Source organism: Micromonospora sp. NPDC005174, from assembly GCF_040608495.1.
Taxonomy (GTDB): domain Bacteria; phylum Actinomycetota; class Actinomycetes; order Mycobacteriales; family Micromonosporaceae; genus Micromonospora.
Map to the genome: position 1 here is coordinate 175,353 of NZ_JBEXIJ010000008.1, position 13,139 is coordinate 188,491.

At 72.9% G+C, this 13,139-nt stretch carries 13 protein-coding genes; 8 read left to right on the forward strand and 5 right to left on the reverse strand.

The features are described 5' to 3' along the window. Positions 1-10: 10 nt before the first annotated feature. From ABZU91_RS12410 to ABZU91_RS12425, 4 genes are read right to left on the reverse strand one after another with little or no spacing between them, the layout of a single operon-like run. The gene (locus ABZU91_RS12410; RefSeq protein ID WP_355238090.1) at positions 11-526 is read right to left on the reverse strand and encodes a hypothetical protein; all 516 of its coding nucleotides are present in this window, start codon (positions 524-526) and stop codon (positions 11-13) included. After that, positions 510-1,265, reverse strand: coding sequence for an SDR family NAD(P)-dependent oxidoreductase (locus ABZU91_RS12415; RefSeq protein ID WP_355238093.1), 756 nt, complete (start codon positions 1,263-1,265; stop codon positions 510-512). The genes ABZU91_RS12410 and ABZU91_RS12415 overlap by 17 nt, the downstream gene beginning before the upstream one ends. Next, positions 1,258-2,574 carry an AMP-binding protein gene (locus ABZU91_RS12420; protein WP_355238096.1) on the reverse strand — a complete coding sequence of 439 codons (1,317 nt, stop codon included), beginning with the start codon at positions 2,572-2,574 and terminating at the stop codon, positions 1,258-1,260. The genes ABZU91_RS12415 and ABZU91_RS12420 overlap by 8 nt, the downstream gene beginning before the upstream one ends. Further along, positions 2,571-2,822, reverse strand: a complete 252-nt coding sequence (locus tag ABZU91_RS12425) for an acyl carrier protein (protein ID WP_355238099.1) — start codon at positions 2,820-2,822, stop codon at positions 2,571-2,573. The genes ABZU91_RS12420 and ABZU91_RS12425 overlap by 4 nt, the downstream gene beginning before the upstream one ends. A gap of 99 nt (positions 2,823-2,921) precedes the next feature. Between ABZU91_RS12425 and ABZU91_RS12430 the strand changes: the two genes are divergently transcribed. Further along, on the forward strand, positions 2,922-3,431 hold the full coding sequence (locus ABZU91_RS12430) for a GNAT family N-acetyltransferase (protein WP_355238102.1): 510 nt from the start codon (positions 2,922-2,924) through the stop codon (positions 3,429-3,431). Positions 3,432-3,539: 108 nt separating this feature from the next. Here ABZU91_RS12430 and ABZU91_RS12435 read toward each other — a convergent pair whose 3' ends face one another. After that, positions 3,540-5,273 carry a hypothetical protein gene (locus ABZU91_RS12435; RefSeq protein ID WP_355238105.1) on the reverse strand — a complete coding sequence of 578 codons (1,734 nt, stop codon included), beginning with the start codon at positions 5,271-5,273 and terminating at the stop codon, positions 3,540-3,542. A 352-nt stretch (positions 5,274-5,625) separates the two neighbouring features. Between ABZU91_RS12435 and pseB the strand changes: the two genes are divergently transcribed. The 7 genes from pseB to ABZU91_RS12470 all read left to right on the forward strand — a co-directional run bounded on the left by pseB (position 5,626) and on the right by ABZU91_RS12470 (position 13,100). Next, positions 5,626-6,609, forward strand: a complete 984-nt coding sequence (pseB, locus tag ABZU91_RS12440) for a UDP-N-acetylglucosamine 4,6-dehydratase (inverting) (protein WP_355238108.1) — start codon at positions 5,626-5,628, stop codon at positions 6,607-6,609. Beyond that, the gene (locus ABZU91_RS12445; RefSeq protein WP_355238111.1) at positions 6,606-7,763 is read left to right on the forward strand and encodes an aminotransferase class I/II-fold pyridoxal phosphate-dependent enzyme; all 1,158 of its coding nucleotides are present in this window, start codon (positions 6,606-6,608) and stop codon (positions 7,761-7,763) included. The genes pseB and ABZU91_RS12445 overlap by 4 nt, the downstream gene beginning before the upstream one ends. Before the next feature lie 10 nt (positions 7,764-7,773). Then, complete coding sequence (locus tag ABZU91_RS12450) at positions 7,774-8,625, forward strand: hypothetical protein (RefSeq protein WP_355238114.1); 852 nt, start codon at positions 7,774-7,776, stop codon at positions 8,623-8,625. Next, complete coding sequence (locus tag ABZU91_RS12455) at positions 8,615-10,453, forward strand: class I SAM-dependent methyltransferase (protein ID WP_355238117.1); 1,839 nt, start codon at positions 8,615-8,617, stop codon at positions 10,451-10,453. The genes ABZU91_RS12450 and ABZU91_RS12455 overlap by 11 nt, the downstream gene beginning before the upstream one ends. 65 nt (positions 10,454-10,518) lie before the next feature. Further along, positions 10,519-11,241, forward strand: coding sequence for a glycosyltransferase family protein (locus ABZU91_RS12460; RefSeq protein ID WP_355238305.1), 723 nt, complete (start codon positions 10,519-10,521; stop codon positions 11,239-11,241). Positions 11,242-11,354: 113 nt separating this feature from the next. Continuing rightward, a complete protein-coding gene (locus ABZU91_RS12465; RefSeq protein WP_355238120.1) occupies positions 11,355-12,287 on the forward strand; it encodes a spore coat protein in 933 nt (310 codons plus the stop codon). A 177-nt stretch (positions 12,288-12,464) separates the two neighbouring features. Next, the gene (locus ABZU91_RS12470) at positions 12,465-13,100 is read left to right on the forward strand and encodes an alpha-ketoglutarate-dependent dioxygenase AlkB (RefSeq protein WP_355238123.1); all 636 of its coding nucleotides are present in this window, start codon (positions 12,465-12,467) and stop codon (positions 13,098-13,100) included. Positions 13,101-13,139 lie beyond the last annotated feature (39 nt).

A 13,139-nucleotide genomic window follows, 5' to 3' on the forward strand; every position in this document is an offset into this window, starting at 1 on the left:
CCGGCTCAGCTCACCCTCGTGGCTGGGCTGGGCCGGGCTGACGCTGCTGGGCCGGTGAGCTGCCGGGCGCGAGGCCGATGGTGACCACCAGGTCGGCGACGCGCAGGGTGCGCCAGAGGATGGTGCCGTCCACCGGAGTGCCCAGTCCGTGCCGACGCCACCAGGTCGCGATCGGCACGTCGGCCAACTTGCAGCAGCACTCGGCCCGGGTCCACCGGGCCCAGAAGTCGCCCGCGCCGAACCGCCGGGCAAGCGCCGGGGGTACCGGGGCATCGGCGCGCTCCGCGTCGACGGCCACTCGCCAGCCCGGCACCGGCGGGCCGTACCAGCCGACGCAGCGTCCGTCGTCGAGATGACTGCGGGTCGTCGCGTCGGCCAGCTCGGCGGGCGTACCGATTCGTAGATGCCGTTCGGCGCTGGCAAGCAGTCCCGGCACCGGGCGTGCCGACGGCGGCGCGGCCGGGCCAGCGTCGACCAGGCGGTGCGCGGCCGGCAGCATCGGCCGCAGGTCAGATGGAGGCGGCACCGTCCACCACGATGACCTGGCCGTTGATGTTGGTGTGCTCGCGCAGCAGCATCCGTACCACGGGTACGACCTCCTCAGGCTCGGTCAGGTGGCCGGTCGGAGTGCGGCGCACGATCTGGTCGAGCTGGGTCGGGCCGAGCACGGCGGACATCTCCGAGGCGAAGAAGCCGGGTGCGACCGCGTTGACGAGCATCCGACCGCCGAGCTCCCGGGCGAGCGAGCGGGTGGCCGCGTCCATTCCTCCCTTGGTAGCCGAGTACGCGACCAGGCCCGGGAAACCGCGCTGCGCGCAGATCGAGGTGACGTTGACGATCCGGCCCCGCAGCCCCTTGCCGAGCATCCGACGGATCACCAGCCGGGTCAGTTGCAGCGGCGCGGTCAGGTTGGTCTCGATGATCCGGGCGATGTCGTCGGTGGCGGTGTGCACGTGCAGGGAGTCCTGCCCGACCGCGGCGTTGTTGACGAGGCCGTCGATCGGGCCGAGACGTTGCTCCACCTCGCGGACGAAGCTCTGCGCGGCGCGCAGGTCGGTGACGTCGACCGAACCGACGTGCACCCGGTCGGGGTGCTCGGCGGCGAGCTTCTCCAACTCGGGGGTGACGGTACGGGCGAACGCGGCCACCCGTACGCCCGCGTCGAGCAGGTCGGTGACGATGGCCAGGCCGAGCCCCCGGGAACCGCCGGAGACGAGGACCACGGAGCTGGGTGGGACGAGCTGGGTGTGGGCGGGGTCAGACATCGCTCTTCAGGGTCTCCTTGACGGGAATCTCGGTCAGCACACGGATCCGGCGGGGCACGGCGTGCTCGGGCAGCCGATCGGCACACCAGCGGACCAGCGCGGCCTCGTCGGGCAGCGGAGCGTCAGTGTGTTCGGCGGAACCGTCAACCCGGGCCGGGGCCGCGTCGGCAGAGTCTCCGGTGGGCGCGAGGACCACGTCGGCGACGACCATCCGGCCGAGCACCGGGGCGCGGCGGCCGGTGACCCGGGCCCAGGCCACGCCGGGGTGTTGGGTCAGCACGCCACGGACCACACCGGCGGAGACCTTGCTCCCACCGACGTTGATCTCGTCGGAGTCCAGCCGGCCGGTGATCAGCACCCGCCCGTCGACCACCTGCACCCGGTCACCGGTGCGGACCGGACCGGACAGCCCGACCCCGTGGTACGGGGAGGTGACGACCAACTCGTCGTCGTGCACGGAGAGGATGGGGCGACCCGGGGTCTCCCGGTCCAGCCACTCGACGGGAAACCCGGCGAGCCCGTCGTGCACCACGATGGACGCGCCCACCTCGGAGGACGCGTAGATCCAGGAGATCCGCGCGGCGGGGAAGACCTCGCGCAGCTGGTCGAGGATCGCCTGGTCCACCGGCTCGCCGCCGAGGGTGATCTGACGCAACGGCACCCGGGCGAGCGCGGCGGCGTCCCGGTAGAGGGTGCGCCGCCAGAAGGTGGGCGTGCCGGACGCGGCGTCGACCCCGTGCGCGGCGGCGACCACGGGCCAGTCGTCCAGCTCGTCCGGGTCGACCACCACCAGGTGCTGACCGGGTTGGGTCAGCGAGAGGGTCACGACCTGCCACCAGGCGTACGTGCCGGGGGCGTAGGGGCACAGCCAGGTCCGGTCGGGCTGGTCGGCCCGCACGGTGGTCAACGTGTCGAGGGTGTGCCCGACCCGCTTGGGACGGCCCGTCGAGCCGGACGTCAGCAGCCACAGCCGGCCGGGTTCGGCGGCGCGTGGTCGGGCGGGCGCGCTGGGGTGCGCGCCGTCGTCGTCGAGGACCGTCACGGTGAACCCGGCGTCGTGCAGCTCCGCGCGCATTGTCGCGTCCACCCGGCTCGCGCTGCTGAGCAGCAGCTCGGTGCCGTGCACGGCGTGCTGCCGCGCGGCGGCGAGCGCGTGCCGGGCCGAGCGCGCCAGCACCGCGGCGGGGTCGGGCAGCTCCGCCGCCGGCAGCGTCCGCCAGGTCAGCGGGGCGCCGCCCACGACGAGGCGGTTGTCGACGCCGGCCGGCTCCACGCCTGCGCCGGCCGGGTGGGGTGTCGCGACGGTCACTGCTGCGCAAGCTCGACGAGGAAGTCGAGGACGTCGCCGACGGTGGCGATGCGACGCAGGCCGGGAGCGTCGAAGTTGAGCTCCTCCCCCGTCTCGTCCTCCACCCGCAGGGCGAGCTCGGAGAAGTCCAGCGAGCGGAAGCCGATGTCCCGCAGCTGCGCCGCGTCGTCGGCGGGCAGTTCCTTGTCCTGGTTCTTGAGCACCTGCGCCATGAGGTCGCGGATCTGCGCGCGACTCAATTCGTTCATGCGCCGGAGTCTACAACCCAACGAATGGATAACTGCTTTCCCGGTAGGCCCGGGTAAGGTGCTCCGACCGGATGTGAACAGACAGGAAAGCGGGAGCACGTGCTACGCGAAGCGACGGCGGACGACGTTCATCTGATGTTGTCCTGGCGTAATCAGGAAACCAACCGTCAGGTCAGCAAGACCAGCCACGAAATCACCGCCGAGGAGCACGCCCGGTGGTGGTCGGCGGTGCGCGCCGACCCGACGCGACGGGTCCTGGTGTACGTCCACGACGACACGCCCTGCGGCGTCGTCACCTTCTTCGACCTGCGGCTGGACGGTCCGCGTACGGGCGCGTGGGGCTTCTACCTGGACGCGGACGGGCTGGCCGAGCGGGGCGCGACGCTGCCGGCCTGGCTGGGGGTCATGCGGGAGGCCGTGGAGTACGCGTTCGACGGACTGCACCTGGCGCGGCTCGACGGGGAGGTGCTGGCGCACAACACCGTCGTACGACAGATGAACCGGCGTTTCCGATTCGTCGAGGACACACCGCGACAGGAAATTTCCGACGGTCGTGAAATCACCGTCATCCCGATTTCCCTGGCGCGCGAGGATCGCCGCCAGCGCTGATTGGCGCACAATTTCCGCGATGGCGGAAAAACGTTAACCGCCGGTGCGCCCGGTGGACATCCGCCGTTCATCGAAACGCGGATGCCACCGGGCGGAACGGGCGTCGGATCAGGCGCGCCGCCAGGCCGCCCAGTGCTGCTCCTCGTTGCCGCCGAGCCGGACGAAACCGTACTTCGCGCCGTCCCAGTCGTCCGGCTGGCCGGGGGCCCAGCGGGCGAACACCACCTGCGCGGCGGCGGGTGGCTGCTCGCGGAACCACCGCACGTCGGTCCAGGTCACCTGGTGGCTCAGGTTGAACCGCAGGATGTAGTGCACGCCCGTGGAGGCCCAGACGCGCTCGCCGGGGCGTACGCCGACGTCGGCGACCCGGGGTGTCGGCGCGGTGCTGGCCGCCATCGGTCGCACCAGCCGCTGGTCGATCACCTGCATGGTGAGGAGGTTGACCACGACCAGGACACCGAGCAGCGGCAGCCGCAGCCGGGGCACGCGGACGGCGGCCACCAGCAGGACGCACGCGCCGATGCCGAGCAGCGACCCGAGCACCGGACGCATCTCCCGCCAGCCGTCGGTCAACGCCATCAGGTCCGGCGCGCCGAAGCCGCCGTAGCGCAGCGAGTGCCCTCGGCTGGCCACGTACGCGAGCCGGACGGCGACCAGCGCGCCACCGGCGACCAACAGGCCCACCGCGACCGCCGCCCGGCGCAGCACCACCCGACGCTCCTCGGTGAGCAGCACCCCGAGCCCGACCAGCAGCCAGAACGGGGCCAGCATCTGCACGTAGCGGCCGTAGATCGCGTCCAGCGGCTTGCCGGTGATACCGGCCAGGATCACCGACGCTCCGCTGGCCACCCCGACGCTCACGACCAGAGCGACACCCATCGTCCAACGGGTGGCGTCACCGTGGCGTGGACGCCACAGCTCCTTGACGGCGGCGGCCCAGGCGAATCCGGCCAGTCCGAACGTGATCACCACGAGGTACCAGAGTTGGGTGGTGACGGCCGCCGCGACGCGTACCACTCCCTGCCCGGAGGCGACCGCGGCGACGGTGCCGCCGCCGGGGGTGCTGCCCAGCAGGTAGACCTTGTCCCCGAGGAGGCGGATGCCGGCCTCGTTGACCAGCGCCAGGGCCAGCACCGGCAGCAGCGCCGCGAGCACCGCGAGGGGGGTGACCCGGCGGCGGGCGAACAGCAGCAGGACCAGGCCGGCGTGCACGGCAACGATCACCAGGCCGCGCGAGTGCAGCAGGTGGAACGCCCCCACCAGCAGGCCGACGGTGGCCGCCGCGAGCGGCCCGGGGCGCTCGATCCAGCGGTGTACGGCGAGCAGCCACGCGACGACGAGCGGCGCCATCACCGTGTCGATCATCGCCACCCCGGCGTAGAAGGCGGTGGCCGGCAGGGTGGCCGCCGCGGCCGCCGCGAGCAGCGCCGACGCGCGGGGCAGTCGGAGCACCCGCCGGCCGAGGAGGTACGCCAGCGGCAGCAGCGCCGAGTTGACCATCGCGTTGATGAGCTGGACCAGCCGGTAGCTGTCGGCGAAGTCGTGGTGGCCGAGGAACGCGGGCGAGATCAGCATGGGATAGCCGACGCGACGCAGCAGGTCGTTCTCGCTGCTGAACCCGCCCGGACCGCCGGCGAGGGCGCGGGCGGTGTTCAGATAGCTGTCCTCGTCGGTGTGGGCGATGGGCAGCGCGATGTGCCGCGACAGCCACATGCGCCAGGCGACGCTCAGCACCCACCCGACGAACAGCAGCAGCGGCACCAGCCATCGGCGTGCGGGTGTCTCGGTCGACGTCTCGGCCGGTACCGCCGGCCGTGCCATCACGTCGCTGCCGGTTGCCATCAACGCCTCCTGAACTGCCGGCCGGCCGGCCGCTGGGCACGCCGGCGCGGCCGGTGACGCTCGGGGATGACCCGCTCGCACCGAGGCGGCGCGGATGTCGGGTGAACGCGGCACCGCCGGCGTGCAGGGGCTGCCGGGTCGCTCGCGCGGCCACTGTAGCGGCCGAATCTCCCCTGGTCAGTCCGCTTGCCGGACGGTCGGAAGTGTTCGCCTGCGCGGTGCCCGCCATTCACGACCCCAGGGGAAGCGGTTAACCCGCGAGCGCCGGTGCGTTAACCCGCCGCGGTTAGCGTCTCACCCCGGTCGGCCGGCCGAGGGCCGCCGGTTCATCCACGATCACGGGAGCACCAAATTGAGTGAGTTGAATGGATCGTCCATTCTGATCACCGGGGGAACGGGTTCCTTCGGCAGGACCTTCCTCCGGCACATCCTCACCGAGGCCGACCCCGCACGGGTGGTGGTCTTCTCCCGCGACGAGCTCAAGCAGTACGAGCTGCGCCAGCAGCTCGGTGACGATCCGCGCCTGCGCTGGTTCATCGGCGACATCCGGGACCGGCACCGCCTCACCCGCGCGATGCACGGCGTGGACCACGTCGTGCACGCCGCCGCCCTCAAGCAGGTGGACACCGCGGAGTACAACCCGTCGGAGTTCATCGCCACCAACATCACCGGCTCGCAGCACGTCGTCGACGCCGCGATCGAGGCGGGCGTCAAGAAGGTCATCGCGCTCTCCACCGACAAGGCGTCCAGCCCGATCAACCTGTACGGCGCCACCAAGCTGGTCGGCGACAAGCTGTTCGTCTCGGCCAACCACTACGCCGCGCACCACCCGACCCGGTTCTCCGTGGTGCGCTACGGCAACGTGGTCGGCAGCCGTGGTTCGGTCGTCCCGCTGTTCCACCGGCTGGCCGCCGAGGGCAAGAGCCTGCCGATCACCGACAAGCGGATGACCCGCTTCTGGATCACCCTCGAGCAGGCCGTGCAGTTCGTCATGGACTCGTTCGACCAGATGCAGGGCGGCGAGCTGTTCGTGCCGCGGATTCCCAGCATGCGCATCCTCGACCTGGTCGAGGCCGTCGCCCCGGACGCCACCACCCACGAGATCGGCATCCGGCCCGGCGAGAAGCTGCACGAGGAGATGATCGCCCCGGACGACAGCCGGCGGACGCTGCGCGCCAAGGACCGCTACATCGTCCAGCCGACCATCGCCGGTTGGGGCTACCAGCCGCCGGTCGACTGCGAGCCCGTGCCGGACGGCTTCGCCTACCAGTCGGACACCAACGACGAGTGGCTCAGCGTCGAGCAGTTGCGCGACATGCTCGGCCTGACCGCATGACGGGGATGCTCCCGTACGGCCGGCAGTCGATCTCCGAGGACGACGTCGCAGCAGTCGCCGACGTGCTGCGCGGCGACTGGCTCACCACCGGCCCGCAGGTCGACGCGTTCGAGGCCGACCTCGCCCGCTGGACCGGTGGGGTGGGCGTCGCCGCGGTCTCCAACGGCACGGCGGCGCTGCACGTCGCGTACGCGGCTGCCGGGGTGGGACCGGGCGACGAGGTGGTGGTGCCACCGATGACGTTCGTGGCGACCGCCAGCAGCGCCGTCGCGCTCGGCGCGAAGATCGTGTTCGCCGACGTCGAGGACGAGACGTTCTGCCTCGACCCGGCTGCCGCGGCGGCGGCGGTCAGCTCACGTACCAAGGTGGTTTCCGCTGTCGACTACGCCGGCCACCCGGCCGACTACGACGCGCTGCGCGCGGCGCTGGCGGGCAGCGACGCGCTGCTGCTCGCCGACGCGGCGCACTCCATCGGCGGGACGTACCGTCGCCGGCCGGTGGGCTCGCTCGCCGACCTGACCACGTTCTCGTTCTTCCCCACGAAGAATCTGACGACCGCCGAGGGAGGCGCGGTCGCCGCGCTCGACCCGGAGGTCCTGAAGCGGGCCCGCCGGTTCCGTGGCGTCGGCATGGTCCGCGAGCGCGCCGACCTGCGCCACCCGGACGAGGGCGGCTGGCACCAGGAGGTGCACGAGTTCGGGCTGAACTACCGCCTGCCGGACGTGCTCTGCGCGCTGGGCCGCAGTCAACTGCGCCGGCTCGCCGCGTTCACGGCCCGCCGGACCGCGCTCGTCGCCCGCTACGACGAGGCACTGGCCAACCTGGACGGGGTACGCCTGCCGGTCCGCAGGTCGTGGGCCGACCCGGCGTGGCACCTCTACCCGATCCGGGTGCTCGACGGCCGTCGCCGTGAGGTGTACGACCGGATGCGCGCCGCCGGCATCGGTGTGCAGGTCAACTACATCCCCGTGCACTGGCACCCCGCCTTCGCCGACCTGGGTTACCGGCGCGGGTCGTGTCCGGTGGCCGAGTCGTTCTACGCCCAGCAGCTGTCGCTGCCGCTCTACCCGGGACTCAGCGACGCCGACCAGGACCGCGTCGTCGACGCGCTGACCGCGATCCTGCGGGGCAGCGCGGTGCGTTCCGCCGCCTGATGGGAAGCTGATGCACCACGCGAACCACTTCTACGGCCACGCCCACGTGCTGGCCCGTTACGCCGGTCTCGGCGACCGGCATCCGCCACGGATCAACGGGTACGTGCAGCACGGCTGGAACATCGGCGACGGCCTCGCGCCGGGCCACCCGTACGCCGACCGCACCCCGAGCCTGCTCTGGTCCGAGCAGACCCGCCGCCGGGCCTGGTCGGTGGGGCGGCGCAACGTCGTCGTGATCGGCGCTCCGTTCGTCTACCTGCTGGCCATGCGGCCCGAGGCTCCGCCGGAGCAGGAGCGGGAGGGCACCATCTGGTACCCGTTCCACGGCTGGGAGGGCCAGCACGTCAAGGGCGACCACCGGGAGCTGATCGCCCGTATCCGGGACACCGAGCCCGGGCCGGTCACGGTCTGCCTCTACTGGCACGAGTACGGCATGCGCCACGTCCGACGGCTCTACGAACGCGCCGGCTTCCGGGTGATCTGCCACGGCTACCGGGGACACTGGTGGAAGGACACCGACCCGGAGTTCCTCGACAAGCAGTTGACCGAGCTGCGCCGGCACCGGCGGGTAGCCTCCAACCGGCTGACCAGCGCGATCTTCTACGGCATCGCGGCCGGCTGCGAACCGGCGGTCTACGGCGACCCGATGATCCTGTCCAACGAGGACCCGACCTTCGGTGGCACCGCCCGCATCCGACGACAGTGGCCGGAGCTGCACGGCCCGCAGGTCGACAGGCCCACCGCGGTCTCGATCGCCCGGGCGGAGCTGGGCACCGACTACCGCTGCACCCCTGCCGAGCTGCGTGAACTGCTCGGTTGGGCGAACCTTCCGGAAGAAGAAGAGGACGACAGTGACGACTGAGACGGCACCCGCCGGCCGGATCACCCTGCCCGGCGGCGAGATGCTGGCCTGGTCCGACCTGCCGACGGAGCGGTTGGCCGACGGAGGACCCCTCGCGGCTCTGGCCGCCCGCGTCGTACCGCCCGGCGCGCGTGTCCTGCTGGCCGGCCCGCACGACCCGGCGCTGCTCGACCGGCTCGCCCACGCCGAGGTGACCTGCCTGCTGCGCAGCCACCCGGACGCCGTGGCGCTGGCCCAGCGCGCCGCCCGCGTGATCGTCGGCGGCCCCGCCGGCCTGGCCGACGACGAGACGTACGACGTGGTGATCGCCGCCGCCGGCCTGGACCCGATCGAGTCGGTGGAGGGCACCCGGCTGGGCTGGGACGGCGTGCTGGCACGGCTGGTCGCGGCGGTACGCCCCGGCGGCGCGCTGCTGCTGCGCCTGGACAACCCGCTCGGGCTGCATCGGCTGGTCGCCACCACCCCCTGGTACGCCGCCCGCGACGATTCCGCCTGGATGATCGCCGGCGTGCTCGATGCGGCCCACCCCGCCAACCGGGACCAGCTCCGCCAGCGGATCACCGACAGCGGGCTCCGCCCGAGCGCCTGCTGGGCCGCGTACCCCGAGGGCGCTACGGCGACGGCTCTGCTCGACGCCGACCAGCTCGACCGCGGCGCGCACCGAGGGCTGTTCGACGCGGTGCTGCACGGCGCCTGCGCCGGTGCCTTCGCCCCCGCGACGGTGCTCCAGGACCCGGCCCGGCTGGCGGTGGACGCCCTGCACGCCGGGCGCGCCGCCGACCTGGCGCCGGCCTGGCTGATGCTGGCCCACCGGCCCGGCGGACCCACCGACACCCCAGCCGACGGGGATCTGCCGGTGGCGCTGGTGCAGACGGGGTCGTCCGGGCAGCCCGGGATCGGCGTGCTGGAGGTACGCGACGGCCCGTCGGGCTGGCGGTGGGGCCACGTGGTCACCGCCGACCCGACCGCGCCGGCCGCGCCGTTCGCCAGCCGCGAGGCCGCGTACCGGGACCCCGACGCGTTGACCGGGCCGGTGCCGTCCGGGCGACTGCTGCACACCCTGCTGCTCGATGCCGCGCTGCGCCGCGACCTGGCGACGGTGCGCACGCTGTTGCACGGGTACGCGGGCTGGCTCGCCGACCAGGCCGACGCCGACGGACGCCTCGCCGGCGCCGCAGCGCTGGCCAGCGCCGACAACATCGTGGTCGAAGGGGAGCGCTTCGCGGTGCTCGACCCGAGCTGGCGGGCCGCCGACCGACTTCCCGGCGACGTGGTGCTGGCCCGCGGGCTGTGGCGCTTCGCGGCGGCCCTGCTCACCGGCGGGTACGCCCACCCGTGGTCGTCCACCCTCGACGTCGCCGGCCTCACCGTCGTCCTCGGCGGGCTCGCCGGCCACGACCTGGATCGGGCGACAGTGACCGAGGCGGTACAGGCCGAGGCGGCGATCACGGCGAGCCTGCACGGCCTGGACGTCGAGCACCGGACAGCCCTCGCGACCGAACTCCAGGCGGTCGAACCGACCGATCCGCCGCTCGGCGCGCACAGCTACCAGCAGCTACGCGAGGCGTGGCTGCGTCAACGCGAGGAGATCAGTCGGCTCGCGGCCCTGACCCGGTGGACCGACGAGCTGCTCACGTCCCGGGAGCGGGCGCTGCGCCGGGCCGAGGCGAAGGTCGGACTGCTCAGCGGGTCCATCAGCTACCGCGTCGGCCGGCTCGCCATCACTCCGGCCCGGCTGGCCAAGCGGGGTGCGCGTGCCGCGAAGCGACGAGCACGGGCGGCGCTCGCCCCGAAGCAACTCGGCACGGGGCAGGAGGAGCAGCAGTGACCGACGACGGCGGCGCTCCCGCGACGGCGGGCCCACCTGACCCGGGCCAGACCCCCGCGCCACGGATCGTCGGCATCGTGCAGGCCCGGATGGGCTCGTCGCGGCTGCCCGGCAAGGTGCTGCGCCCGCTCGCCGGGCGGTCCGTGCTCGGCCGTGTCGTCCGCGCCGCCCTCGACAGCGGCGTCCTCGCCGACCTGGTGGTCGCGACGAGCACCGACGCGGTCGACGACGCGGTGGTCGACGAGTGCCGGCGACTCGGCGTGCCGTGCCACCGCGGACCCGTCGACGACGTGCTGGGCCGCTTCGTGGGCGCGCTCGCCGCGCACCCGGGCGACGCGGTGATGCGGTTCACCGCCGACTGCCCGCTGCTCGACCCGGAGATCATCACGCTTGTCGCCTCGGTGTACCGGGCCGTGCCCGGCCTGGACTACGCAAGCACGTCGATCGCCCGCACCCTGCCCCGCGGACTGGACGTGGAGATCATCCGCGCCCAGGCCCTGCGTACCCTGGACCGGCTCGCCACCGGCCACCACCGCGTGCACGTCACCTCGTACGCGTACACCCATCCGGAGCTGTTCCGGGTGCTCGGGGTGACCCTCACCCCGGACCGCTCGGCGCTGCGGCTCACCCTCGACACCGAGCAGGACTGGGCGCTGGTGAGCGCCGTCGCCGACCACTTCGGCGACGTGAGCGTGCCACTCGCCAAGCTCGCCGACTGGCTCGACGGGCAACCCCGGCTGCGCGCGCTCAACGCCGACGTACGCCAGAAGCGGCTGGAGGAGTCCTGAGCGCGCTACGGGTCGGACTCCGCTGCGACGCTGGGCCACGGCGCGGCGTCGGGCATCTCGTCCGCTGCCTCGCCCTCGCCGAAGAGTTCCTCGCCCGGGGCGCCCACGTCGCGGTGTTCGGCACTGTCGAGCGGGTCGGCTGGGCCAGCGCCGAACTGGCCGCGCGCGGAATCGAGCTGCACCCCGGCCCGGAGTCACCGAGCGAGCTGGTCGAGACGGCCCGACGGCACGACCTCGACGTGGTGGTCCTCGACTCGTACGAACTGGACCCGGCAGGTGCTGGCGCCCTGCGCGCGGCGGGTGTCGTCACCCTCGCCGTCATCGACGGGGACAGCCGGGGCCAGGACGCCGACCTCTACCTCGACCAGAACTTCGGGGCACAGCTTCCGGCGTTGCCCGGACGGCTGCTCGCCGGCAGCGGGTACGCCCTGCTGCGCGACTCGGTCGTGACCGCCCGCCCGGCGACGCCCCGGCCCGCCACGGCGGTCGGCAGGCCCCGGGTGCTGGCCTTCTTCGGCGGCACCGACGCGGTCGGCGCGGCCCCGGTGCTGACCCGGGTGCTGCTGGCCACCGGCCACCCGATGGACCTCACGGTCGTCGTCGGGCGACCCGAGATCGAGGCCGAGCTGGAGACGATCACCCCCGGGCGGGGACAGATCGTGCGTCCCGTCCCGCCCACCGGCGCGCTGCCCGCACTGATCACCGAGGCGGACCTGGTCGTCAGCGCCGCCGGCACCTCCACCTGGGAACTGTGCTGCCTCGGCGCGCCCGCGGCACTGGTCTGCGTGGTCGACAACCAACGCGAGTCGTACACCCGGGTGGTGCGACACGGCCTGGCCGCCGGCCTCGGCGAACTGCCGGACCTGACCGCCACCGGGATGCCCGGGCGGACCGCCCGGGCTACGGCGGCGCGAACGCTCAACGGGCTCCTCAGCTCGCCGCAACGCCGCGCAGCGTTGGCCGCCCGAGCCTGGGCCGCCGTGGACGGCCAGGGCCGCGCCCGCGTCGTGGACGCGGTGCTACAAACCGCCCCCACCCCAACCTGACCCCGCCCTGCCCCCGCCCCCCACCTCCGCGATCTTGCACTTTCTGTTGCGACACAAGGGGCAAATCCCCTCATGTCGTCGACCGAAAGTGCAAGATCGACGCGGTCGTGGGTCGGGGCTCCCCGCTCGGGGTCTGACACTCGCACGGGTGTACTAACGTGCTGCTAGGGTGGCTTCATGGAGGCCGCCTACCAGCCGTCGATGCTCGATTTGACCGACGCGGAGCCGACCCTGGGGCCGCTGGGCGGTCAGATCCGGCGGCACCAGTTGAGCCGGGGGGCCTGGGTCGACCACCTTCCGGGTTGGGTGCAGGGTTCCGACGCGGTCCTGGACACCCTGCTCGCCGAGGTGCCCTGGCGTGCGGAGCGCCGCACCATGTACGACAGCGAGGTCGACGTGCCACGCCTGCTCTGCTGGTACGACGGTGAGCGGCAACTGCCGCACCCGGTGCTCACCTCGGCGCGGACGGCACTGACCCGGCACTACGCACCCGAGCTGGGCGAACCGTTCGTCACCGCCGGCATGTGCCTCTACCGCTCCGGCCGCGACAGCGTCGCGTGGCACGGTGACACCATCGGCCGCTCGGCCCACAACGACACGATCGTCGCGATCGTATCCTTCGGGTCACCCCGGCCTCTGCTGCTGCGCCCTCGCGGCGGCGGCGGCGACAGCCTGCGCTTCCCGGTGGGGCACGGCGACCTGATCGTCATGGGCGGCTCCTGCCAGCGCACCTGGGAACACGCCATCCCCAAGACCACCCGCCCGGTAGGCCCAAGGGTCAGCGTCCAGTTCCGCCCCGTCAACGTCGCCTAACCCACCCCACCCCCCTCCCCCCGGCCTCCCGGTCTCCCC